General features: G+C 54.7%; 22 protein-coding genes and 1 tRNA gene. 14 read left to right on the top strand and 9 right to left on the bottom strand.

Annotated features, from left to right (window positions below):
* The first annotated feature begins 7 nt into the window (after window positions 1–7).
* The 3 genes from ACID345_RS05850 to ACID345_RS05840 all read left to right on the top strand — a co-directional run bounded on the left by ACID345_RS05850 (window position 8) and on the right by ACID345_RS05840 (window position 2,521).
* Window positions 8–1,018, top strand: a complete 1,011-nt coding sequence (locus ACID345_RS05850; protein WP_011521944.1) for a ComEC/Rec2 family competence protein — start codon at window positions 8–10, stop codon at window positions 1,016–1,018.
* Window positions 1,019–1,297: 279 nt separating this feature from the next.
* Window positions 1,298–1,906 carry a recombinase family protein gene (locus tag ACID345_RS05845; RefSeq protein ID WP_228370742.1) on the top strand — a complete coding sequence of 203 codons (609 nt, stop codon included), beginning with the start codon at window positions 1,298–1,300 and terminating at the stop codon, window positions 1,904–1,906.
* A gap of 237 nt (window positions 1,907–2,143) precedes the next feature.
* On the top strand, window positions 2,144–2,521 hold the full coding sequence (locus ACID345_RS05840) for a hypothetical protein (protein ID WP_148210032.1): 378 nt from the start codon (window positions 2,144–2,146) through the stop codon (window positions 2,519–2,521).
* Window positions 2,522–2,559: 38 nt separating this feature from the next.
* Here ACID345_RS05840 and ACID345_RS05835 read toward each other — a convergent pair whose 3' ends face one another.
* On the bottom strand, window positions 2,560–3,402 hold the full coding sequence (locus tag ACID345_RS05835; RefSeq protein ID WP_011521942.1) for a hypothetical protein: 843 nt from the start codon (window positions 3,400–3,402) through the stop codon (window positions 2,560–2,562).
* 64 nt (window positions 3,403–3,466) lie between these two features.
* On the opposite strand from ACID345_RS05835, the gene ACID345_RS05830 reads away from it, so the two are divergent.
* From ACID345_RS05830 to ACID345_RS05815, 4 genes are all read left to right on the top strand, one after another.
* Window positions 3,467–4,117: a hypothetical protein gene (locus ACID345_RS05830; RefSeq protein WP_148210031.1), complete on the top strand. Its 651-nt coding sequence runs from the start codon at window positions 3,467–3,469 to the stop codon at window positions 4,115–4,117.
* Window positions 4,118–4,349: 232 nt separating this feature from the next.
* The gene (locus tag ACID345_RS27350; RefSeq protein ID WP_266190069.1) at window positions 4,350–4,478 is read left to right on the top strand and encodes a hypothetical protein; all 129 of its coding nucleotides are present in this window, start codon (window positions 4,350–4,352) and stop codon (window positions 4,476–4,478) included.
* Between the two features lie 851 nt (window positions 4,479–5,329).
* Entirely contained in the window at window positions 5,330–6,373 is a 1,044-nt protein-coding gene (locus ACID345_RS05820; protein ID WP_011521939.1) for an AAA family ATPase, read from the top strand.
* Between the two features lie 103 nt (window positions 6,374–6,476).
* Window positions 6,477–7,841, top strand: a complete 1,365-nt coding sequence (locus tag ACID345_RS05815) for a tyrosine-type recombinase/integrase (RefSeq protein WP_011521938.1) — start codon at window positions 6,477–6,479, stop codon at window positions 7,839–7,841.
* Window positions 7,842–7,853: 12 nt separating this feature from the next.
* Here ACID345_RS05815 and ACID345_RS05810 read toward each other — a convergent pair.
* The 3 genes from ACID345_RS05810 to ACID345_RS05800 form a co-directional block, all read right to left on the bottom strand.
* A tRNA-Thr gene (locus ACID345_RS05810) sits at window positions 7,854–7,929 on the bottom strand.
* 87 nt (window positions 7,930–8,016) lie between these two features.
* The gene (locus tag ACID345_RS05805; protein ID WP_041855478.1) at window positions 8,017–9,552 is read right to left on the bottom strand and encodes a hypothetical protein; all 1,536 of its coding nucleotides are present in this window, start codon (window positions 9,550–9,552) and stop codon (window positions 8,017–8,019) included.
* A gap of 126 nt (window positions 9,553–9,678) precedes the next feature.
* On the bottom strand, window positions 9,679–10,857 hold the full coding sequence (locus ACID345_RS05800) for an acyl-CoA dehydrogenase (RefSeq protein ID WP_011521936.1): 1,179 nt from the start codon (window positions 10,855–10,857) through the stop codon (window positions 9,679–9,681).
* Window positions 10,858–10,992: 135 nt separating this feature from the next.
* Here ACID345_RS05800 and ACID345_RS05795 point away from each other — a divergent pair, with 135 nt between their 5' ends.
* Window positions 10,993–11,823, top strand: coding sequence for a DUF1003 domain-containing protein (locus ACID345_RS05795; protein ID WP_011521935.1), 831 nt, complete (start codon window positions 10,993–10,995; stop codon window positions 11,821–11,823).
* Window positions 11,824–12,185: 362 nt separating this feature from the next.
* Entirely contained in the window at window positions 12,186–13,001 is an 816-nt protein-coding gene (locus tag ACID345_RS05790) for an HNH endonuclease (RefSeq protein ID WP_011521934.1), read from the top strand.
* Here the strand turns inward: ACID345_RS05790 and ACID345_RS26230 are convergent.
* The 4 genes from ACID345_RS26230 to ACID345_RS05775 all read right to left on the bottom strand — a co-directional run bounded on the left by ACID345_RS26230 (window position 12,998) and on the right by ACID345_RS05775 (window position 15,370).
* Window positions 12,998–13,405, bottom strand: coding sequence for a very short patch repair endonuclease (locus ACID345_RS26230; protein WP_011521933.1), 408 nt, complete (start codon window positions 13,403–13,405; stop codon window positions 12,998–13,000). The two genes, ACID345_RS05790 and ACID345_RS26230, sit on opposite strands and share 4 nt — an antisense overlap.
* A gap of 11 nt (window positions 13,406–13,416) precedes the next feature.
* On the bottom strand, window positions 13,417–14,478 hold the full coding sequence (locus ACID345_RS05785) for a DNA cytosine methyltransferase (RefSeq protein WP_148210030.1): 1,062 nt from the start codon (window positions 14,476–14,478) through the stop codon (window positions 13,417–13,419).
* A gap of 236 nt (window positions 14,479–14,714) precedes the next feature.
* The gene (locus tag ACID345_RS05780) at window positions 14,715–14,999 is read right to left on the bottom strand and encodes a type II toxin-antitoxin system RelE/ParE family toxin (RefSeq protein ID WP_011521931.1); all 285 of its coding nucleotides are present in this window, start codon (window positions 14,997–14,999) and stop codon (window positions 14,715–14,717) included.
* The gene (locus ACID345_RS05775) at window positions 14,996–15,370 is read right to left on the bottom strand and encodes a CopG family ribbon-helix-helix protein (RefSeq protein ID WP_148210029.1); all 375 of its coding nucleotides are present in this window, start codon (window positions 15,368–15,370) and stop codon (window positions 14,996–14,998) included. Before ACID345_RS05775 ends, ACID345_RS05780 begins: the two co-directional genes overlap by 4 nt.
* Window positions 15,371–16,122: 752 nt before the next feature.
* Here ACID345_RS05775 and ACID345_RS05770 point away from each other — a divergent pair.
* The 5 genes from ACID345_RS05770 to ACID345_RS27345 all read left to right on the top strand — a co-directional run bounded on the left by ACID345_RS05770 (window position 16,123) and on the right by ACID345_RS27345 (window position 22,108).
* Window positions 16,123–19,137 (top strand): vitamin B12-dependent ribonucleotide reductase, encoded by a 3,015-nt coding sequence (locus ACID345_RS05770; protein WP_011521929.1) that lies wholly within the window; start codon window positions 16,123–16,125, stop codon window positions 19,135–19,137.
* Between the two features lie 165 nt (window positions 19,138–19,302).
* A complete protein-coding gene (locus tag ACID345_RS05765) occupies window positions 19,303–19,773 on the top strand; it encodes a hypothetical protein (RefSeq protein WP_049761722.1) in 471 nt (156 codons plus the stop codon).
* The gene (locus tag ACID345_RS05760) at window positions 19,774–20,790 is read left to right on the top strand and encodes a helix-turn-helix domain-containing protein (protein WP_011521927.1); all 1,017 of its coding nucleotides are present in this window, start codon (window positions 19,774–19,776) and stop codon (window positions 20,788–20,790) included. It begins immediately after the preceding gene.
* A complete protein-coding gene (locus tag ACID345_RS05755) occupies window positions 20,790–21,593 on the top strand; it encodes an ImmA/IrrE family metallo-endopeptidase (RefSeq protein ID WP_011521926.1) in 804 nt (267 codons plus the stop codon). Before ACID345_RS05760 ends, ACID345_RS05755 begins: the two co-directional genes overlap by 1 nt.
* A gap of 392 nt (window positions 21,594–21,985) precedes the next feature.
* The gene (locus ACID345_RS27345; protein WP_266190064.1) at window positions 21,986–22,108 is read left to right on the top strand and encodes a hypothetical protein; all 123 of its coding nucleotides are present in this window, start codon (window positions 21,986–21,988) and stop codon (window positions 22,106–22,108) included.
* Window positions 22,109–22,542: 434 nt separating this feature from the next.
* On the opposite strand, the gene ACID345_RS05750 is transcribed toward ACID345_RS27345, so the two are convergent.
* Window positions 22,543–22,995 carry a DUF3617 domain-containing protein gene (locus ACID345_RS05750; protein ID WP_041855476.1) on the bottom strand — a complete coding sequence of 151 codons (453 nt, stop codon included), beginning with the start codon at window positions 22,993–22,995 and terminating at the stop codon, window positions 22,543–22,545.
* Window positions 22,996–23,119 lie beyond the last annotated feature (124 nt).

Raw genomic sequence — 23,119 nt, 5'->3', positions numbered from 1 at the left:
AACCCGCATGGCAACCGTTCACTTTCTGAATGTGAAAAATGGTGACTGTTCGATCATCCAACACAACTCTGGCCGAGTTACGATGATCGACGTTTGTAATGCCAGCCCGACTGAGGAACTGAAGGAGCAGATAATCAAGGCGGCTGCGGATTTGCAAAAGGGCGTGAATGGTGATTTCAGACAGAAGCTCTTCCCGGTGAATCCTGTCTCCTATTTGAAGCAGCGAGAGATCGCGTCTATTTTTCGGTTCATCATCACCCATCCGGACATGGATCACATGGACGGGATCAAGTCAGTTTTTGACGCGTTCTCTCCCCTCAATTTTTGGGATCACGACAATAACAAAGAGATGAACTTCGAGGACGGTAGTCCATACGACGAGGACGATTGGAACTTCTATACCCTATTGAGAGACGGGAAACCCGAGCACGACCCCAAAAGACTCACCTTGTTCTCTGGAACGGCGGGCCAGTACTACAACCAAGCAGAGGGTGGGGGCCAAGGTGGCGACGGATTAACGATACTGGCACCCACGTCCGGTTTGGTTACACAGGCATGTGAGGATAAAGAGTTTAATGATTGCTCCTACGTCCTTCTCTACCGAACGGGAAATAACAAGATCATTTTCGCAGGCGACTCCGAAGACGCGACGTGGGAACACATATTGGCAAATCATGGGGATGCGGTACGAGACGTTGACGTCCTAATTGCACCTCATCATGGGCGGGATTCAGGACGAGATTGGGAATTTCTCGATGTGCTAAAGCCAGCATTGACGTTATTCGGAAATGCAAGCTCCGAACACCTCGCCTATCAAGCATGGTGGAATCGCGGGCTGCCTATCATCACGAACAACCAAGCGAACTGTATTGTGCTGAACCCGAGCGTTTCTCCGATCGATGTATACGTCACATGTGAGCAGTTTGCGCGACTTGCGAACCCATATACTCAGTATTCCGCCTTTTATGACGCCTATTACTGGGGCAGCGCAGCAAGAAAGAAGGCTGTCGGTAAATAGAATCAATCCTTGAGCTTATTTAGGCTCATCGAGAAATCTCGCAAACCAGTCAACCGTTACGGTGATCCAGCGCAAAATCGACCGTCCCGCGATCCAATCCGTTTCGGCCACAGGTCAACGGCGTTCCAAAAAACCCCTAGACAAATAGATGGTTCCTGATGCTGATTCTTCAAGAGTTATAACCGTGCACAAAATGTTCCATAAAATATTAGTTTTCTGAAACAATTTCCTTGCACTCTGACTCTTCGAATGGGATGATTCGTCATGTTCGGAGGGAATATGCAAGTTGCGATTTACGCCAGAGTGAGCACTAAGGACAAAGGGCAGGACACAGAGAATCAGTTGCGCCAATTGCGCGACTACTGTCGAAAGCAGGATTGGCCAATTACCACTGAGTACATTGACCGAGCGAGCGGCAAGCGGGGAGATCGGGAGCAGTTCCAAGCGATGTTTGCAGCGGCGTCTCGCCGGGAGTTTGACTGCGTTTTGTTCTGGTCGCTCGACAGATTCAGCCGCGAAGGGACGCTGGAAACGCTGACGCATCTGCAACGGCTCACAGCCTCTGGCGTGGCGTTCAAGAGCTTCACAGAGCAATATCTGGACGGCACTGGCATCTTCCGAGATGCGATCATAGGAATTCTCGCAGCCCTCGCAAAGCAGGAACGCGTCCGACTTTCGGAACGTGTCTTAGCAGGATTGCAGCGAGCGAAGGCTCAAGGAAGAGTTGGTGGCCGTCCGAAGGTAAACCGTGCTGGCGATCCGGATGCTAATCAAATCCGCAAACTGCGCGATGACGGTCAGAGTTACGGGGATATCGCTACAGAGCTTGGTCGTTCGAAAGCGGATGTGTATCGCGTATGCATGACTCTTGGCTGTCTGGCTCCCTAGGCCAAAAAGGAGTCTCTTTTCCGGGCCGACCCATGACGGCAGGGAGCCCCCGGCCCATCCTCATCCCCAATCCAATCATCGCTTGGCAGATGCTGGTTCGCTCCTTCAGGGATGACGCGAACAATGCTATATTCCCGAGCCAGCGAGGCAGGTATGTCGATAGGCAGAACGATTCTGATCACACTCTGCGTAATGGCAATATCCATGGTTACGGTTGGGCAGGAACGCGAAGATGAAATGAGCACGACAGCTGACGTCGATAATGCTGTCACTTATTCGTGGTCCAATGGTCGGACGTGGCGGTCGTTGGACAGACAATCGCGGATCACATTTTTGAATGGCGTGGAAGAGGGGCTCATGCTGATGCGTCGAGAAGCGGAGTTACCGGGATCTGTGCCGTTACCCACTCTACAGAAACAATCGGAACGGCTTATGATCTCCGGCTTCAGGTTCTCCGATATTGTCGAGCAAATTGACGCTTTTTATGCAGACAGCAGCAACCGCCGGATACCCATTGTGGATGCTTACATCTACGCCTTGAGAAAAATGAAGGGGGAATCGGAGGATACTCTGCGCCAATTAACAGCATCACTCCGACAACGCTACAACCGTTGAGGCATATGCCTCTTTTTATAGCAAGATGCATCGCGAAATTAACCGCCTAGCTGCGGCGCAACATCTTCCATCACATAATGTACGAACTGTTTCCCGAGCTTTGTTAGCTCATACGGATCTATCTCGTCCCAAGCAGACGTCATCACCTTTGCTCCCATCCCTCTAGCAACATGGGGCCGATCCTTCTTTAGGAACTGCCCCGAGCCGTCGGTTTCCCGCTGTTGTCGAATGACTCCCCCGGTGCTCAAATCCCTAATCAGGAATCGATAAAGGTCAGCTTCTGCCGAATCTTCTCTTGGACGAACGCGATTAATGGTGTCCCAAATTTGGCCACGCGTCACTCCGGGATGGCGGTAGATTTCCTTTATCACCGCGAAATGAGCTTCATGGTAGAGTTCGATCCAGTTAAGAAAAAGACGTATCAAGTCATCTGGACACAGCGTGATGGCGGCGGCATTGGTAATTAACTTCTTGAGCATTTCTCTCTTATCATCGGTCTCGGCTTCATCCCATTCGCGAAAGCACTGCTTCACAAGAGCTAAGAATCCCGGAGACTCAACGCGCTCCTGAATCTCGTCGCCGAACGATTCCAGCCGCTCGAAGATGTCGTTCAGTGTCTCGCCGAGCTGGAGTACACGGCTCTGATGCTCCTGGAGCCAAAGCCTGTGCAAGTCGTTGACTTGTTCTTGGTCGTGCTCGGCACTAAAGCTCGCGGAAGCTCCGATCACCCCGCCAATCCACGGTATAGCGCTTAGAGCGGCCACGGCAAATCGAACGTATTTTTTGTTCCTGCCACTCCCTAACTTCTGCGCCAGCGCGTTTTGTGATACCTCGATCTCCGCCCCGGTTCCTACGGGCCCGATTACGTCAGGGTCTTGCACATTCCACCTCGTGAATACAGGAGTTTACGGCTAGTTGGTTGATTTCAGTGCCAAACAGGGTAGTATGTCAACGATTAAGTCCAATCCGCGCAAGGGGAAACCGCTCATGGCTCTACATCGTTTGTTTAGTAAATATGCTGCATTCTCGGTACAACAAGGGCGTCAACAGCGTGCCCGAGAATTAGTTCAAGTGCTTCCCCCAGAACGCTTAGCCGAGGATGAAGCAACGCTTGCGTCCGAAATCGTGAATTCTCTCGCGATTGCGATGCCTAAGTTAGAAGAAGGCGAAATGTTCCAAACGGATCGCCTGATCAAAGTTGATGCACGGACTTTGCCAAACAGGCTGGTGTTTGATGACTCACGGCCAACTTGGGTGGAGGCAACCGAGATCACGGTTCACATCCCGTTCACGGGCGACCCTGCCATGCTTGATGTACAACCTTCGACGCACCAAGGAGGCGTTTTAGCCGAGATAGATTCAGGACGAAGCGAGATATTGCTTATCTATCAGCTTACGGACGCCGACCCGAATATCAGTAGTCAGATTGAAAGAGCAGTGCGCGAAATTAAAATGCATTTGGGATGGCTTCAAACTGACTTCTCGAATTCTGACGGCTTAGTCCAGAGTGCCAGAAGCGAAATTTCGAGACGTAAATCGACAATCGAACAGCACGCGAAGATCATCAATGCGACTGGTCTGCCAAGAAAACAATAGAGGGTGTTATTTCCCGCGTGGGGCGATTGCGTTCGGAGACGGCGCATAATTCGCTCGTTTCCACGTATGCGTTTTAGGAGGTCGTGTGCACGAAACATTATCCGGTCGAGGAAGGCTGCTTGATCGAAGTACTCAGGATATTGTCTGCAACGTCGAGTACGAGATTCACATTCACACATCCTTGCGGCAGATCAGGTCGGGATTTCCCCCGGTTCATGAAGTCGAGTATGCCGTGACGAAACTCAATCCGCTAAACAACACCCGCCTCGACAAGGAGTCATATACGCTCATCACCGAAGGCGAGGATTCGGAATTCTTCAATGTGAAGAACCTTGGAAGCAGTTTTCATATCGTGAGGTAGGCATCGGCCCTTTCGTACACGATACGCATTACTGTGGATGCCGATTCCGGTTCCCATTGCAGGTTCGTTTGGTCTCATGAGATGCCCGGTAATCGCACGTTATTGCCTCAAGACGAATCTCCGGGAGTCCCGACGACCTGAGACACGTCATTTTCGCCACAAGCGATTCTGGGATGAATTCAGGAGGGCGGAAAGCTACGCTATGGGCGCTAACTCCCCGAAATTTCGAATACGTGCAGTTCGGAGGGGGCGTCTTGAGCGATCTACAGGCCAGACAGCGACTTAGATAACTTTTCACTTGTTATCATCCTACCCAACACCCTATCTAACATCCTCGCTTTACAACAGGCAGATAGGCGTACACAATACGCTTTCCAGCTAAACTCTTGACAGACTAGCGGTTATGTGGTATTGTATGTCTTAGTTGGCGGTAGTTCAAGCATCGGTGACGGTCTGACGCAATACGCCTTCCTTAACCCGTAATGACGGGGCTAGTAAGAAAGACAACCCTTTAAATATCCGCTGTTTCCGGCGCTGACATCTTCTTGGGAGCGACTTGTTCCCTAACGAGATTCTTGTCGTTCGCCTTTCTGAGACCTTAGCTTCTAAAAACTAAGCCACTCTCAGAACAGTAAAACTGAAACAGTCCTACGGATATATATATAAAAACTAAATTCCTAAAACTAAAGCTGAGACATGTCTGTTTTAGTTTTTCGGTTTTCTGTGTGAGAGAGCACAGGAACTCCGCGTTGAGCACAACTGACTTTCTGAGCAGATGTCAGCGCGGAAAACAGCAGTGCCGCGTATTCGATACGCATTGGCGAAATGCTGCAATTCAAAATAGGAGGAAAATGAACAATGTAGTTTCAGGAGCCGATTGGTTCCATTCAACGCGTCCGAATGTTCCTTGGTTGATCGAGGGGCTTCTGGATAAACAATCACATACCACCATCGTCGGCAAACCGAAGGCTGGCAAATCGGTTCTCGCTCGGAATATCGCAGCAGCCGTAATCACTGGACAGAGCCTCTTGGGAAGACAGGTAAACATTCCCAAAGGAGAAGGCCGTGTCTTGTATCTGCATCTCGATCGTAAAGATCAGGCATACGACGTTGCTGCAGATTTCCGGGCACTGGGGGTCACAGAGAAGGATGCGGAGCGTTTAATGCTTTGCACCGCCGCTGATCTTCCAGAGAAGCACGGAGACTGGCTCTCTTGGCTGGCTGACCGAGTGCGGTCATTCGACCCCGACCTCATCGTGATTGATCTTCTGTTTCAGTTCCTGAATGTTGGAGATGTCAACGGATACAACAACGTCCTCGATGCCATAAATGGTTTGCAGGACACTTTGCGGAAAGCCGGATTTCGGGGCCATCTGTTAACCCTTCACCATTCTCGAAAAGGTGACAATCCAAACGATCCTTTCGATAACGCACTTGGTTCCAGCGCGATCAGGGCAAGCTGTACAACCATGATTGCACTGACGTGCGACAAGAAAACGGGCTGTCACATGATCCAGAGCGATCAATCGCAGCGTGACCCGTACTGGGGCGAAATGCCCGCAACCATTATCGAACTTGACCCCGAATCGAAAGAGTTGCGGCTTGGGGAGAAAGTGTCATTCCTCAAAGCACAGGATCAGTCCGAAAAGCACGAGCAGACAGTCTTACGACTGCTCGAATTCGTCTCGAAAAATCCTGGCTGTACTCAAATGGATATCGTTGGCAGCCTCGAAATCAGCAAACAAAAGGTCACGGTAGTTTTGCGCGATAAAGAGGGGATGCTCAGACGCGAAGGCACAGGCAAACCCGGCGATGCTTTCAAATACTTCATTGGTTTCGAGCGTCTTGCGCAGCCTGCCCCAGTGTGCGAGCAACCCGACGCCGTAGTGCAATAACCGCGAGCAGAGGCGCGTATCCTCTGCATCGCTGCTGCAAGTATGACTGAGCAATGCTCGGCAGATGTGCAGCAGCAGCCCTCTGGGGCACTAGTGGTTATGTTTGAACAATTCAATTGTGGAGGTAGTTCCAAGATCGAATGGCGCGTTGCTTGACACGTATCAGGCAGCCTCATTCCTCAACGTTTCAGAAAGCTGGGTGCGAAGGCATCAGGCTGAATTGCCATCGGTAACAGTCGGCAGACTCGTTCGATTCGATCCTGCGTTGCTGCAACGAAACTTTTCAGGCAGAATGGCGCACGGGAAACCGCTGAACTCATCGGGAGAAAGAAGAGCACCGATGCAAATTCAGCGTTATCAGAACGGACATGTTTACAAAAGGGGCACCAAATTGAAGGTGTGGTACGGTCGTTTCCGAGAGGACTTGCTCACGCCGGGCGGGGGCATTGTTCGACGTACTCGCAACATCCGACTTGGCACGATTGCGGAGTTGCCTTCGAGGGCCTCCGCTGTGATCCGATTGCAGGAAAATATCGCCTCTCACAAACCCAAGACTGCCATGACGGTTTCGGAGCTACACAGGCGATGGGAGAACGCAGAACTTCCGACGATCAAGCGAAACACTGCTGGGTACTATCAGAAGATTTTGCGATGCCACATTCTTCCCACGTTCGGTCAACGCGAAATTGGAAGCATCACTCGCGAAGACGTGCAGACGTTTCTCGCAAGTCAGGCGGGGAAATATTCTCGCAACACACTTCGAGGGATGCGGGTTTCGCTTGGCAGAATTCTGACGTGGGCGGTGAACTGCGCTTGGCTGGAAAAGAATCCCTGTTCAAAGGTACCGCTACCGCATGTTGAAAAGGGCGAAATACAACGCTCTATTCTCATGACGGAGCAAGTTACCGCGATTGCCGACAAGTTGGAAGAGCCTTACAGAACGCTCGTTCTCCTTCTTGCGGTGACAGGCCTTCGGATTGGGGAGGCAATTGGAATCAAGTGGTCTGACTTCGACGGCGACATTCTGCATGTGTCGCGCACCATTTATGACGGCAAAGCAGACTCTACAAAGACAGCAAGTTCGAATCGAAAACTGCCCATCCCGGCTGCTCTCATTTCTCGGATGAGAATGTTGGGAGATGGGGAGTTTATCTTTCACTCGCGGGCAGGGTCACCAGTTAATCCCGGCAACGCTCTGAAGCGTTACTTGCGACCAGCCGCGAAGGCCTTAGGAATTCGACTCACGGGCTGGCATGACTTCAGGCACACGCAAGCAACGCAATTGCTGCGAAGTGGATCGTCGCCGAAAGTGGTTTCGGGAATTTTGGGTCACTCCGACGTCGGAATCACTTTGAACGTCTACGAGCACACAGAGACAGAAATCTTTCGTGCGCCACTGGAACGAATAGCCGACCAGTTGTTACCAACTGTTACCAAGTCGCTCCAAGCTGTCGAATCAAATGCTTGATTAAAAGAGGAATGGAGCCGACGACCAGACTTGAACTGGTGACCTGCCGATTACGAATCGGCTGCTCTACCAACTGAGCTACGTCGGCCTGTCTTCGATTTTATATGTGAGTGCGCGTTTGCGTAAAGCCGACGCGCCTGTGAATCACCTTGCGCGGCGCTTGAATTCCCGTTCGCTATTCGCCTGTGCCGATCGACTGCAACGCTTCGGCCGCCGCTTGCGCTCGCATCCGCACCTTCTCGATGCTCTCCGTGACCGCCGCGACTTTGTCGGTCAATCCACGCTGATGCGCCGTCGTCATCAGTTGCATGGCGTGCTCGGAAACGGTTCGCGACATGTTCAGCAAATGTGCGAGAGCATCGGCATGCGGTTTCCAGTTGTACGCCGTGTAGCGTGTCCTCTGGAACTCCTGCCACTCCGCCAGCAGACGTGCATCGAGCGCCGCCATCTGCATCAGCGCCGCAACAAAATCGGCACGGAAGCTTTTCTCATTTCCGTAATCGGCGCGGAACGCTTCAACTTCCGATACCGTGAGCGTGATGTTTCCGTTCGGCAGCGGCACCACTTGCGCGGCAGTCGGATCAGCCGCTCGAACGAAGCTCCGGATCGTCATCTGAACGCCCGACAATTTCTGCAACTCGACTTCCGCCACGCTGCTCGAACTCCGCGGCGTCGAATACGCCGGAGGCTCCGGCCCCAACCGATGCGACCGCTGTGGCACGGGTGCGGCTTGCGCCTGTCCTTTTGGCGCTGGCGCAACTGAGTCAGCAATTGCCGTGATCTCTGGCTGAGGCACCGCAGTCGGCGGAGGCACGCGCGGAACATTCGTCTGCTGCGGCACCGCCCCTTTCAAAGGCGCGCCCTTGCCGAAGCGCCGGTTGTCCACGGCCTTCTTCAGCTTCGACACATGCCGCAGGTTTTCCTGCGCACGGCTGTACTCTTCGTTCAGGATCTTCCCCTCGTCCACGTCGGCGAGGTGCTTCACGATGACATCGCCGTCCACGCGACTCATGATGCTGCCGCCGTCGGCTTGCACCTTGTGCGCGAACGACTTCACTTCCTGCGTCGCGCGCTTGAACAGCAAATCAAACCTCTGCCCAAAGAACACGTTGTACGACGCCAATGGCGCTAGCACGCTCGGGTGCAGGAACGACGAATCCAGAGTCTGCTTGATGTCGCGCACTTTCTGGATGACGCCGCTATCAATCAGTTCATCGAAGTGCCGGAAGTCGTTGACCTCATCGCGCAGGAACTGGAACTCGCGCACCAACTGCATGTGTTCCGTCGCTGGCTCCTCAATCTCCACGTTGCGATAAATCCGCCGCAACTCTTCCTCGAACTGCAACGTCCGCTGATAGTCCGCATCTTCCGCGAGTTCGCCCGCATCCGGAGGCACCAGGAACCGATACAGTGCGGTCGCGATCACATCCACCTTGTCGCGGTCTTCCCGCCGACGCCGCGACTTGGTCGCAAAGAAACGCAGCAGGGCCTCCCCCGCCCCACGCTGATCGGCCGACTTGAATCCATCGCGGATCATCTGTGGCGTTGTTGCCAGGTCCAGCAGCGACACAAAACGAAGCAGCACATCGCGGTCGTGCGCGATCGACGGCGGCACCGGCACTTCGTGTGCCAGCGCGCTCTCCAGCAAGAAGAGGTAAAAGGAATGGACCGCGGTAAGGTCTTGCCCAATCTGTTCTGCTGACTGCGCCAAAACGGGGCCTCGCTTAAGCTGTTGCTTTGTAAGGCGCAGCATAGTGCACCCGCGCCCGCCGTACAAGTAGCTACTTGCCTTACGGCAATAACGAAAATCCGGTTACTTCCGTGGTGGGAACGCTGCTTATTTGCCGCCCATCACCATCTTCGCAATGGTCATTAGCTGCATGTTCGACGTCCCCTCGTAGATCTTGCCGATCTTCGAATCACGAAAGTACTTCTCCGCCGGATAGTCCTTCGTGAAGCCGTACCCGCCGTAAACCTCCAAGCTCAGCGACGCCACCCGCTCCGCCACCTGCGATGCGAACAACTTCGTCATCGCGGCTTCCTTCACGAAGTTCATCCCCGCATCCTTCATGCGCGCCGCGTTGTACACCATCATCCGGACGGCCTCAATCTCGGTCGCCATCTGCGCGATCTGGAACTGGATCCCCTGGAACGACGACAGCGCTTGTCCGAACTGCTTGCGCTCGGTCGCATATTTCGCGGCGTGCTCCCAAGCCCCGCGCGCCAGTCCAAGCATTTGCGCGCCGATCCCGATCCGACCTTCATTGAGCGTCTCGATGGCGATCTTGTATCCCTTGCCCACTTCACCGAGCACATTCTCCTTCGGCACCTTGCAGTCCTCGAGAATCAGTTCGCACGTGCTCGACGCACGAATCCCCAGCTTGTCTTCTTTCTTCCCGACGGTGAAGCCCTCAAAGCTCTTCTCCACCAGAAACGCCGTAATGCCCTTGTATCCCGCGCTCGGATCCACGGTCGCCAGCAGCACGAACAGGCCGGCTTCCTTAGCGTTGGTGATCCACAGCTTCCGCCCGTTGATCACATAATGATCGCCCTTGTCCTCGGCGCGCGTCGTCAGCGCGAAGGCGTCGGAACCCGAACCGGCTTCGCTCAGCGCATAAGCGCCAACCCACTCGGCGCACATTTTCGGCAGGTAGCGCTTCTTCTGGTCGGCATTGCCCCAGCGCAGTAGCGCGTTGTTCACCAACGTGTTCTGCACATCCACAATCACGCCCGCCGACGCATCTACCCGCGACATCTCCTCTACCGCGATAATCGCCTCGAAGAACGTTCCGCCGCCGCCGCCGTACTCCTCCGGCACCTCGATCCCCATCAGCCCAAGCTGGTGGAATTGCTCAATCAACGAATGCTCGAACACACCCTTCTCGTCCATTTCCTTCACCAGCGGACGCAGCGCCTCGTCGGCAAACTGCCGCACGTTATCGCGGAACAGGACCTCATCTTCGGTAAGGGCGACCAGGGGCATTGGACCAGCGGATTTCAGCGTTGCTTCGGACATAGAGGTTCTCCAGGGGATTCTCGCCTGTGCAGGCAAACCGAGGATTTTATCAGCCGAACTCACATTGGTGAAACTTAGCGCCAACAAACTTAGGTTATATTTCCATTCGCAAACTCTGTTCACCGAGGTCCGCTCATGGCTTGCACACCGGAAATTCTCAAAGACGTCCCCTTGTTCACCCTTCTCGACCAGGACGAACTCACCGTTCTCAGCAGCCAGGTCGAGCACCGCAAGTTCACAGCTCGCCAGCGCATTTACAAAATGGGCGAGCAGAGCGGACGCGCCTACGTCATCATCAACGGCTCCGTGGTCGTGAGCACGGTAGATTCAGATGGCCAGGAAGTCACGGTGGACCAGCCCGGTGTCGGCGAGTTCTTCGGCTTCGCCTCCATGATTGAGGGCATCCCGCACCAGACGACCGCTACGGCGATCACCGAGACCGAGTGCATCGAGATCGACCGCAACGACATCGAGATGCTGCTCTCGAAAAAGCCCCACGCCGGCATTGACCTGCTCACCCAGGTCGCGCGCCAGTTCCACACCACGCAACAGCTCGTCCGCGTGCGCTCGCAGCGCGACCCCAACGAAGTCATCGAAGAACACACCTCGTTCGGCCAACGCATCGCTGACGGCGTCGCCCAGTTCGGCGGCTCGTGGTCATTCATCATCACCTTCGGCATCATCCTCATCATCTATTCCGGCATAAACGTCTGGCTCGCAAGCCGTGCCTGGGATCCGTACCCGTTCATCCTGCTCAACCTCTTCCTCTCCATGCTCGCCGCCATCCAGGCGCCGGTCATCATGATGAGCCAGAACCGTCAGGACATGAAGGACCGTCTCCGCAGCGAACTCGACTTCGACGTAAACAAGCGCGCCGCCAATGATATCCAGGGCCTCGCCCGCAAAATGAACCTGATGGCCGAAAAGATCGACGATCTAGAAGAACTAGTCCGCGAAAAGAAGTAGCCCTGTCATGGTGAGCGAAGGACGCGGAGATCGTTCCGCGTCCGCAGTCGAACCATCCCTATCGTCTCCGCGAAAGTAGGAGCACCCCTCCCCCTACACAAAATCGCAAAATCTTCAAAACACGACACTTAGCGATTGCAATCCCCGCAAAATCTTCAATCCAAAGCAGTTACAGCCAAAATATTCAAAAACAAAGACTTACCTGCTACCTTCAAGCCGCTGTCAAAGAACAATGTCTATCGTTTAGGAATGCCCCACCTGCGCAGAATATCGGGGTGGGAGGGAAGAGTCTGTGACGGGTGAATGTTCTCGACGTGCGCGTGGTCACATCATGTAACATCTCGCGTTATTGGGAGACTTGGATGGCAAGCAAACCTGGATCTATCCATCTGCGGATCATCGAAATAATGAAGCGATTCCCTGAGGGAGTCACGGGAGGCCAAATTCGGCAAGAATTGGAGAAGGAAGGACTTCAAGCGGAAGAACAAACTCATCTAGATCGTCGTAAGCGCGATCTGAAGAAGTGGTTCGTGATCGAGAAGCACTCGGTAACAAGCAAGGCTCATGGAAACAAGCGGAAAGTAACGCTCTACAGGTACATTAGCAAACGGTCGGTTGTTCTTGACGAAGGGCAGGTCAGCCAGCGAGAGCGCGCCGAAGTCATCCACTCTGCTCACGGCAAGTGTCAAATGTGCGGGCGTACCGTTGAGAAACACGGCATCGCCCTAGTGGTCGATCATAAGAAGCCTCGCGACTGGGGTGGAACGAATGAACGCGAGAACCTATGGGCCATTTGTGAAGAATGCAATGCCGGCAAAAAGGCATATTTCTCGTCTCTCAATGTCGACAGGGCAGTCATGAAAAAGGTGACCGCACCCGATAGTGTGCATGTCAGAATTGGGGAACTTCTCAAGTCCGTGGGCGTCGGAAAGAGGACGCCGTCTGCACTCATCGACGTCGTTGCAAATCAGGACGATTGGCAAAAGCGGCTCCGCGAGCTTCGGTACCCAGTGATTGGATGGGAGATCGACACGCTCCTCTATAAAGACGAGTCCGGCAGGAAACGGTCCGACTACATACTCCGAAGGCACAAACCGTGGCCTCCGGACCCGAGCGGTATCATCAGAAGATTCGAGGAGGAGCGGAGGCGACGCAACCGCGATGAATCGGAAGACTAATGCTCTAGGAATCGCCGAATGCGGGCTGATACATCGGCTTGTTCGCGCACTTCACATTCCCAAATCAACAAAACATCCCATCCGTACCGTCGGAGCTTCCTGAGATTCTGTCTGTCGCGTAGCTTGTTGCGGGTGAGTTTTGGGATCCAGTACTCGGATCTGGATTTTGGCATTTTGCCATCGATGCAGTGCCTATGCTGATGCCAGAAGCATCCCCGCACTTCAATAATCTTTCGTCTTGCGGGGAAAACGAGATCGGGCTTGCCCGGCAAATTTTTCACATGAAGGCGATAGCGATAGCCCATCGCGTGAACAAGTCTTCTAACCAAGAGTTCCGGTGTAGTACTCTCGCTTGTGATCCGGCGCATGTTGTCGCTGCGCCGCGCTTTAGAAATCGTGTCCACACGGCAACTCTTTAAGCACTGGTGACTCGGACTGTCCTTCGTGCGGACGACAAGCAAGCACTCACGCTTTCCGCAACTGCACGAGCGAAAGGCGGCGGAAAAGCATTTCCAACCTGGCGGTACGCTTGCGTTTTCCTGCCCGCGAACTGCCATTCATCGGGAAAACCCTGAATGCGCGCGACCATACGAACAGTGAGACGGGGCATACCTACGAACTCACGCTCCGGTACATCGTCCGCGATCCCCTTCCCGTCCACTCCGAGTGCCTCCCAGGCGCGGCGTGCTCTCGTGGGACCAAGATCTGGGCCGCCGTGCTTCAGGGATCCCCCTACAATCGTTGGCGCAATCTCGTTTGCTTTCGCGCGCCAAGCTTTCACACCTTTCCAGCCGCGCGCACTCATCAAGTCGAATAATACATCTCCGACCGTCTGAGGCTCGTTAGTCGCGCGCGGCCAAGCGAAGTGCTCGGAATACTCCTTTCGCATCGCTACGAATACAACCCGCGGCCGAAGTTGAGGAACTCCGAATTCGCAGGCGTTCATCAAATGCCAACCCGGGGTATATCCAAGTTTTCGCAGCTGCTTGCTCACGTGCTCGCGATAGTCAATGAATACCGCATCAAGAATGCCACGAACATTCTCCACCATAACGGCTCGCGGTCTTACCGCGTCGACGACATTCACCATCGCCGGAAAGAGATTTCTCTCGTCCAACTTTCCCAACTGCTTTCCGGCAACAGAAAAGGGGGGGCATGGCAATCCTGCCGAGACAATGTCAGCGCCCTTGTACGGGGAAGGATCGAACGTTTGCAGATCGCCCTCAACCACTTTCCAATTGGGACGATTAAGTCGAAGTGTCTCGCATGCGTGTTTATTTATCTCTACGAGCGCGACATGATTGATACCGGCCTGTTCTAACCCGAGAGCTTGACCCCCAGCACCGGCGCAGAGTTCGAGCGTGACCAAACCGCTTTTGCCTTTCGGCGGCTGGCTTTCAGCAATTCGCCAGGGATTCTCTGCCTCGTATCCAACTTCCAACAAAAACGGAGCTGAATCGCTATCTCGGCGCTTCATAAATCGGGATTTTAGCATTCGTCAACTCGGAGTATAGCGTTGCAATTTCGTTACCTTGTGGATTAGTCGTCCCCAACTTCGGACAAGGCACTATCAACGTACAGACTCATCATCGTCACGGATAGGAAACACTTCAGAGAAAACGAGCCAGAGACATGCGAGTTATGCGTCAGCTGCCCGTAGATGTCCATCGCGAATTCGCCTAACCTGATCGATGCGTAGGTGCACGAACCGTTCTAAAGCGCTCCCGGCCAGCGCTGCGCCCCATGGTAAACAGCCAGCACGAGAATGCGCGTCTTCTGCACGGTGTAGACAGCGACGAAGGGAGTTTTGGGGATCACCAGCTCCCTGGTTCCGGGCACGCGTCCAGCTCGGCCGGACATCGGAAACGGCAACAATTGTTGAAGGGTTTCGATAATGTGCAGGCGAATCGCCGCTGCGACATCGACGGAGTTCGTCAGTGCGATGTAATCATGGACATTGTCAAGCTGGCTGGAGGCGCGCTCTGTCCACTCGATCATCGCCCTGCGCGACCAGTCTTCTGGATTCGCTTCAGCAATTCATCATTGGTAATCGTCCTGCCCTTACGCATATCTTCCAGACCTTCTCTTACCAACTCGTCCTGGTACTCATGCAGCGCAATGTAGTTTGCAATTGCTTCGTTGATCACGTAGCTGCGCGAGCGAGACTGGGCGGACGCTAGGGAGTCCAGAGCATCGATCTGGGCTGATTGCGCCCGAAAGCTGATGGTCTTTTCCGAGTTAGCCATAATACAAACATCATAGTGGGTATTAATTTGTATTACAACCGCCGACTCCATGATCTGGTCCTCCTTTTCCACCGCTCTCCACAACAAATCACTGTTTTCCACCATTGCACCGCATTCACTCAATTGACCCTCCTCCCTCCCGGGACTACTGTCGCTGAAGTGTGATTGGCCGACAGCTCGAAATCTGTGGAAACTCACCTCAAATCCCGGCGATTCCCAAACAAAGATCAGGTGCTCTGGTGAGTTTTTTCACAGCTCTGTAACGTGCTGTTTTCCCGACAGATAGAGGCATCAAGAGAGTCAACAAACGGGCGTACAATAACTAACAAGGCACAACATGTTGTACAGGCCTATTGACAGGCCCCACATGTCGGCGTAATTTTCATTTCCCAGAGAGATACATCGGGGCAGATTGGGAGCCCCAAATCAGGAAAAGCCGCCACCTGAAGATCATGGAATGGAAGACTTCTTCCCTGCCATGACTGGCTGAGTGGAATAGGCGGCAACCAAGGAAGGGATCAGAGGTGACTCCTTCCGATAGCCCGTAAAACCGGGCAGGCAGTTGGGCCAATTTTACGGGTCTAGCAGGTCTCCCATTAGGGATTTGGTTGTGTTCCTTTGACAAGCTCGCGCGCGAATCAGCGGTGACTTCGTAGCGCATGGATCGATTCAGGGGTTCCCCAAGGCGGGGCGCCCCTTTTACCCCGCTGACTCTAAAACGGTCAGCACCCTTTGAAATCCCAGGAGCTTCGGCTTCTGGTCCTCGCGAGCGTAGCGAGCGAGGTCCCCCACTCACCCCAGCCTTGGTGAGAATGCGGGCAAGGTCGTAATCGGCCGGTGGACGAAGGCAAATCAGCAAGAGAGATGGGAATCAAATGGCTGAAGCACCTAAATTAGCGATGAGCACGGAAGCTCACACCACCACCTCCAACCCGATCCCGGCCCCGAAGAAGAAAGCTCCGGGCCTGACCTTCAAGCGCGCCTTCACCAAGGCCGGCGTTTCGCCCTACGACGAAGTCGAGTGGGAGCTTCGCACCGCCGCCATTACTGACGCCCAGGGCAACAAGATCTTCGAGCAGCTCGACGTCGAGACGCCCAAAGACTGGTCGATGACCGCCACCAACATCGTCGCCAGCAAGTATCTGCACGGCACGCTCGGCACCAGCGAACGCGAGAGCGGCGTCCGCGCCCTGATCGCCCGCGTAGCGGAGACCATTACCCGCTGGGGCATTGAGGGCGGCTACTTCCGCACCTCCGACGACGCTGCCATCTTCCACGACGAGCTCGTCCATCTCCTCGTCCAGCAGAAGATGGCCTTCAACTCTCCCGTGTGGTTCAACGTCGGTTGCGATCGCATTGAGCCCCAGGCCGACGGCGCCAATTGGCACTGGAATTTCCTAAAGCAGCAAGCTGAGTTCGGACCGGTGGGTTATACCCGTCCGCAATGCTCCGCCTGCTTCATCAACTCCGTGCACGATTCGCTCGACAGCATCCTGACGCTTGCCAAGACCGAAGGCATGCTCTTCAAGTGGGGTAGCGGTACCGGCACCAACCTCTCTCCGCTGCGCTCGAGCAACGAGCAGCTCAGCGGCGGCGGCACTGCCAGCGGTCCGCTCAGCTTCATGCGCGGGTTCGACGCCTTCGCCGGTGTCATCAAGTCCGGCGGTAAGACGCGTCGCGCCGCCAAGATGGTCATCCTCAACATCGAGCATCCCGACATCGTTGAGTTCATCGATTGCAAGGCCAAGGAAGAAGCCAAGGCCTGGGCGCTCATGCAGCAGGGTTACGACGGCTCCTCGCCTGACGCCGAAGCTTACAGCTCCATTTTCTTCCAGAACGCCAACAACAGCGTCCGCGTGACTGACGACTTCATGTACGCCGTAGTCCGCGACGCCGACTTCAGCACCAAGGCCGTGAAGTCCGGCGATGTGGTCAAGACCTTCAAAGCCCGCTGGCTTCTCAGCAAGATCAGCGAAGCCACCTGGCAGTGTGGCGATCCCGGCATGCAGTACGACACCACGGTCAATCGTTGGCATACCAGCAAGAACACCGCGCGCATCAACGCTAGCAACCCTTGCAGCGAGTACATGTTCCTCGACGACTCCGCCTGCAACCTCGCTTCGCTCAACCTGATGAAGTTCGCGCCCAACGGCACCTTCGACGTCGCCGCCTACCGCCACGCCTGCGCCATCACCATTACCGCGCAGGAGATCCTCGTCGACAACGCCGGCTACCCCACCGAATCCATCATGAAGAACTCGCACGACTATCGTCCGCTGGGCCTGGGCTACGCCAACCTCGGCGCGCTGCTCATGGCCGCGGGTCTTCCCTACGATAGCGATGCCGGCCGCGACTACGCTGCCTGCGTCACTGCGATCATGTGCGGCGAAGCGTATCTCCAGTCATCGAAGATCGCCGAACTCGGCCAGCCGTTAACGCCTGCTACGCCGATCACGCAATCGGTCGAGATCACTGGCAGCGCCTGCCCCGGCTGGTATGTCAACCGCGAGCCTTTCCTCGACGTCATTCGCATGCACCGCGCCAGCGTCAACAACATCAACCAGAAGAACGTGCCCGCGCCCGTCTTCGAAGCTGCCAAGGCCACCTGGGACGAAGCTCTCCAGCACGGCGAGCGTCACGGCTATCGCAACTCGCAGGTCACGGTCCTCGCGCCCACCGGCACCATCGGCTTCATGATGGACTGCGACACTACTGGCATCGAGCCCGATCTCGCGCTCGTGAAATACAAGAAGCTGGTTGGCGGCGGCATGATCAAGATCGTGAACAACACGGTCCCGGCTGCACTCTTCAAGCTCGGATACACCAGCGACCAGGCCAACGCCACCGTCAGCTACATTGACGCCACCGGCACTATCGAAGGCGCGCCGCACATCAAAGACGAGCACCTCGCCGTCTTCGATTGCTCGTTCAAGCCCGCCAAGGGCACGCGCACCATCTCCTACATGGGACACGTCAAGATGATGGCCGCGACTCAGCCCTTCATCTCCGGCGCCATCTCCAAGACCGTCAATCTACCGAAAGACGCCACCATTGACGACATCATGGAGGCCTACATCCAGAGCTGGAAGCTCGGCCTGAAAGCGGTCGCCATCTATCGCGACGGCTCCAAGGGCGGCCAGCCGCTGAATGCCTCCGGCACTAGCACCACAGACAAGCTAAAGAAGGCCGAAGCCGCACCGGTCGCCTCCGAGTCCGAGGACGATGCCGCAGCTCCACCGCGCGCCATCCGCCATCGCCTCCCCGACGAGCGCCTCTCCGTCACCCACAAATTCAACATCGGTGGACACGAGGGCTACATCACCGTCGGCCTCTACAAAGACGGCATGCCCGGCGAAGTCTTCATTACCATGGCCAAGGAAGGCAGCACCGTCAGCGGCCTCATGGACAGCTTCGCCTGCGCCACGTCCCTCGCCCTGCAGCACGGCGTCCCGCTCAAGCTGCTCTGCGAAAAATTCGCCCACACCCGCTTCGAGCCCAGCGGCTGGAGCCATAATCCCGACATCGGCTTCGCCAAGTCGATCATGGATTACATCTTCCGCTGGCTCCAACTGCGCTTCCTAACCGGCCAGCAGCAGGCCCTGTTCGAAGGCCTCCGCCCCAAATACATGATGGGCACACCGTCATCCAGCGACGCCTCCAGTTCATCTGTCATCCTGAGCGAAGGCGCACCAGCGCCGGAGTCGAAGGACCCCTATCGCTACACGCCACCCGGAGGCCCGGTCGCACACCACGTCCACACCGCCGACGCCCTGAAAGACCTGATCGATCTAGGCGATGCCCCCAGCTGCCACGTCTGCGGCGCCATCATGACCCGCAACGGAAGCTGCTACCGCTGCAATGAATGCGGAAGTACGAGTGGGTGCTCGTAGATTCCAAGGAAATGCACCATCGAGGAGAAAAAAAGGCCCAGCAGAATCTGTGCTGGGCTTTTGAACTTGGCTCGCCAAGCCGGGGAGTGACAGCGGACGATGAGACGATTTTCGCGGGTTGTTACTGCGTATCACGGCACGAATCAACACCGCGCGGAACTGATCATGTCTACGAGTTCCTTCGTCGCTAGCCAGAACGTATACGACTGGCTCGGTCACGGTATTTACTTTTGGGAATACGCGCCATTTCGTGCGTGGCAATGGGCGAAATCTAAGCACCGCGATTATGCCGCCGTAATTCAAGCTGACATAGAATTGGGGCACTGCCTCGATCTCACAGACATTGAGTACACCGAGGCGATTAAGCTCGCCTACGAACGCCTGCTCGAATCATTCTTCGAAAAAAACGAGGTTCTCCCGGAAAACAGAGGTGGGGCGCGATGCTTGGATTGTTTGGTAATCAATTACGTAGGAGAATACATCATGCCGGAATGCGACACGGTGCGGGCGCCATTTTTGGAGGGCGCGCCTATTTATCCCGGCTCGAACCTGTTAACACAGTCACATATTCAGCTTGTAGTTCGAAAGTCTGCTCGCATCAGGCCGGACCTCAAGCTGTTGCTCCCGGAGGTTTAGATGGATCAAGAAACGAAGTCATTAGCTCTCCGCAAACGGATCCAGCAACATTTCCAAACAGAATCCGCGGAACAAATCGTCGAGAATTCAAGACGACTGGTTGGGGCAACAGACCCTCACGGCTTCGGGGCAATATCAATCGAACCAGAGAACCCGATCTTGGTGCATCCAAGCCCTAAATCGGTTCCGCTGAACGCATATTTGGCTTCAGCATTGACTGGATTGGATGAGGTGGAAAGGTCGCTCATCATTCACCTCTCTGATGTCGTAGCGCTCGTGTGCCGATCAGTCGACATAGATTTGTATGAGCCTCGTAAGAGCACGGATCCAGTTCACCATGCGGACGTGTCTGCCACCGAAGTTTTCATCACAGACCGAAAACGGGTGGTGAGCTCGGACCTTCTTATACATCTATGTCACTTTCCCAGCACTGGATCCGGCGAAGAACTTAGCTTTGCATATGAGTCTCTGGTTCCGATTATCTTGATCGCTCCAGGTGAACGAAGCGTCAGCCGGATGGTCACTGGTATTCCTAGCCTCAAGATAGACATACGATACAGAGAACCTGAGCACCTGCGCGCCATGCTAGAAGAACGACTGATCGAGATCCGCCCCTTCTTGGAACAGCGGAAACTTACGATCGACGGATTCAGTCAAAATATCGTTGGATCTAGGATCCGGGAATTACGCCTCGAAGCCGGTCTTTCGCTAGGCGATTTGGCAAAACGGGTCGGACTAACCGAGCAAGGGCTGCAAAACATCGAAGAGAATGTGGACACGATCTCGAATCCTGGGCTAACAGTGTTGCGATGGATCGCGACCGCGCTGAAGACGACAGTCGCAGAGCTGGTTGACCCGGATTATGCAGAAAACGTGATCGCTGGGATTCGGTCTACTTTCAATGAGCGCGCGAGCGCAATTGCCGCCCGCTTTAGTGGAATATCCCAAAAGGATAAGAGAGCCCTCCTGCGGCGTTATCTGCACCGAACGCTAGTATTGCTCGACGAAGAGGAATAATGAGCCACACCTGCCAACTACCAGACCCGGAAAAAATGGCCGTCCGGGTTCTGGAACGCGCGGAGGTTTCCGTCGCACCTGTAAACCTGCGAAGAGTCATCGCGCTGTGGAAGAACCTCTATCTCGTTGAAGAGGACCTCGATGGAAGTGGCTACCTTCTGCCCATGGGCAACCTTGGTGCCGAGATCATTGTGAACAAAAATGATTCTCCGGAGAGAAAAGCGTTCACAGTCGCCCACGAGATGGGCCACTGGATTTTGGGCTTGAGAGTGAAGAAGAGTGAAGGGGAATTTAAGCAGCCAGACGTACCACATCACATCCTTGAGCGATGGTGCGACTCATTCGCCACTGGCTTATTAATGCCGCGCCACCTTCTCGAATCAGCTATTCCGCAGAAGGAAAGTGCGGCTCTATTGCACTCCGTGTTGCAGGCGTCACAGAAATTCGGCGTCTCAGAGGAGGCGTTCTTCATTCGCATTTGGCAGGTGCTTAGAATTCAGGTTGCGTTTATCAATCTTCTTCCGACACAAAACAGAGGCAAATTCTTTGACATCGAGCGTCAATTCGCAGAAAGACGCTACGTGAAGAAGCTAGAAGATTTGCTCAGTGTCATCGGAGTTGAAGGTGAGCTAAAGTCTAACAACGCGGTGATCTTGTTTTCTATCAACGGAGATGATGGCAGAAAACACTGTACTGGGCGAAAGTTGAGCGATAAAAGAGTGCTTTTGACGATTCAATGGCCTGAATCGACTAATGGCGGCGTTCGTAACGAACTGGGCCTCACCGCATCTGACTCGAAGTAGGCAAATCGAAAGCGATAAGTACTACAAACCCACGAGAACCGCGATTGGCATTCAACAAAAGAATGGGTGCTATCGACTATTTCCGTTCAATGCGGGCTCGGGGAAATGACAACGCCCAGAGTTGGCAAATGCTACAGTGCAACTGAAGACTTCCTCCAACATCTGGGTCGCGCTCGGGCGAATGTAAAGCATATATAGAGCAACTAACATACCGCCGTACAAGCCTTGAGAATTCAACTTTTAGGGCGTGTTTTCCACACTCTTCCACAGGCACACTCATTTTCCGGTTGGATTTGCACAGGGAAACCGAAAACATGAGTTGACAGAGGGGTAAAGGGTGTTACGCTTCTTTTGGTCTCCTTCTATGAATCATTTTCAATGGAGGAGTCCAGATGTTTCACAAAGGCCGCGATGTTTTCACCCGCCTGAAGTATTTCCTCTTCGAGTCTACATTCGTGATTATTCTGGCCCTCGAACTTTGGGCGTTCGTGAAATATGTTGCCCAGCATCTTTAGGAATGCCGGGTGCCCCATGTCTCGCGGTTTTCGAGACATGGGAGACCACGAACGCTTGCGCCAATAACCCTAGATGTTGACTGCGATCACCCCAGGCGGTACGTTGTTTGCGCCGCTCCCTCGCTGCTAACGTCAGGGACCATCGACAGGGAGCGATCTCAGCCCACGCGACCTCGATCGGTCGGAACTCCCGCAGCGAGAGTCTTCACAATCAAGGGCGCGGAGGCGCCGACGTTAACGGCTAAGAGAACTGATAATTGCATGTGACTGCGGGAATAGACGTACGCTAGAAATCCACCTATGGGAGTTTATGGGAGTTTGGGAGTTTCGGGGACAGACGGAATAACCACCAATTTCCGTCATCGGAACCCGGGCGGAACCCGGGGACAGACCGGACGTTTACCAGGTTTTCTGGAGATCAATCGAAAAACCGCTTAGTTCACGTCTTCCGGCTCGCCTGGCTGTACCTTGCCGCAATCGGCGCTCACGAAATGGCTGGCCGACTTACTATCGGTTTGTGTTTTCTTCCCGTTCCTGGTGGACGTCGTGTGCGACTCCGTCACAATGTGCTCTGCATCCGGCACCGTCGTTGAACCATTGATCACCAACGTCGTCTCACCGATCGTACAAGTGCTGTTGAATATGTAGCCCTTCGCATTCCGGACAGCCCCAGAGGTGCAGCCTTCGCGCTTCCGGGTTACATTGGCATCCATCGCCTTCCATTCCTCGGGCGTAACGCAACTCCGCGATTTCGTCGTTTCCGGAGTGCCCGACCCGTTGCTCGTGGTCATCGTCTTCTCCCACAAGCCCATCTTGATCGGAACGGATTGCGCCGAAGCCGCCGCGCTGGTGAGTGCCAGGAACGTAGTGCACAACAGAATTCGCATGAACGAACCTCGTAACGGAATTCGGGACAAGCCCGGAGTGCAGAGAGGATGCCAGCATTCGGCCTGCAAGTGCAAGCGCTCCAGCGTCGCTGGAGCTCCGTGTCAATCCCCACCAAACGTGGGA

It is taken from the genome of Candidatus Koribacter versatilis Ellin345, assembly GCF_000014005.1.
Classification (GTDB): domain Bacteria; phylum Acidobacteriota; class Terriglobia; order Terriglobales; family Acidobacteriaceae; genus Korobacter; species Korobacter versatilis_A.
This window is presented reverse-complemented; position numbering and strand designations above follow the sequence as displayed.

Excerpts from the sequence above, each read along its gene's own strand:
- ACID345_RS05760 (WP_011521927.1), top strand. The coding sequence starts at position 19,774 with ATGGATCAAGAAACGAAGTCATTAGCTCTCCGCAAACGGATCCAGCAA.
- ACID345_RS05850 (WP_011521944.1), top strand. The coding sequence starts at position 8 with ATGGCAACCGTTCACTTTCTGAATGTGAAAAATGGTGACTGTTCGATC.
- ACID345_RS05800 (WP_011521936.1), bottom strand. The coding sequence starts at position 10,857 with ATGTCCGAAGCAACGCTGAAATCCGCTGGTCCAATGCCCCTGGTCGCC.
- ACID345_RS05770 (WP_011521929.1), top strand. The coding sequence starts at position 16,123 with ATGGCTGAAGCACCTAAATTAGCGATGAGCACGGAAGCTCACACCACC.
- ACID345_RS05780 (WP_011521931.1), bottom strand. The coding sequence starts at position 14,999 with ATGATCGAGTGGACAGAGCGCGCCTCCAGCCAGCTTGACAATGTCCAT.
- ACID345_RS05750 (WP_041855476.1), bottom strand. The coding sequence starts at position 22,995 with ATGCGAATTCTGTTGTGCACTACGTTCCTGGCACTCACCAGCGCGGCG.
- ACID345_RS05830 (WP_148210031.1), top strand. The coding sequence starts at position 3,467 with ATGTCAACGATTAAGTCCAATCCGCGCAAGGGGAAACCGCTCATGGCT.
- ACID345_RS05795 (WP_011521935.1), top strand. The coding sequence starts at position 10,993 with ATGGCTTGCACACCGGAAATTCTCAAAGACGTCCCCTTGTTCACCCTT.
- ACID345_RS05840 (WP_148210032.1), top strand. The coding sequence starts at position 2,144 with ATGAGCACGACAGCTGACGTCGATAATGCTGTCACTTATTCGTGGTCC.
- ACID345_RS27345 (WP_266190064.1), top strand. The coding sequence starts at position 21,986 with ATGTTTCACAAAGGCCGCGATGTTTTCACCCGCCTGAAGTATTTCCTC.
- ACID345_RS05755 (WP_011521926.1), top strand. The coding sequence starts at position 20,790 with ATGAGCCACACCTGCCAACTACCAGACCCGGAAAAAATGGCCGTCCGG.
- ACID345_RS05785 (WP_148210030.1), bottom strand. The coding sequence starts at position 14,478 with ATGAAGCGCCGAGATAGCGATTCAGCTCCGTTTTTGTTGGAAGTTGGA.
- ACID345_RS05845 (WP_228370742.1), top strand. The coding sequence starts at position 1,298 with ATGCAAGTTGCGATTTACGCCAGAGTGAGCACTAAGGACAAAGGGCAG.
- ACID345_RS05790 (WP_011521934.1), top strand. The coding sequence starts at position 12,186 with ATGGCAAGCAAACCTGGATCTATCCATCTGCGGATCATCGAAATAATG.
- ACID345_RS05820 (WP_011521939.1), top strand. The coding sequence starts at position 5,330 with ATGAACAATGTAGTTTCAGGAGCCGATTGGTTCCATTCAACGCGTCCG.
- ACID345_RS05765 (WP_049761722.1), top strand. The coding sequence starts at position 19,303 with ATGTCTACGAGTTCCTTCGTCGCTAGCCAGAACGTATACGACTGGCTC.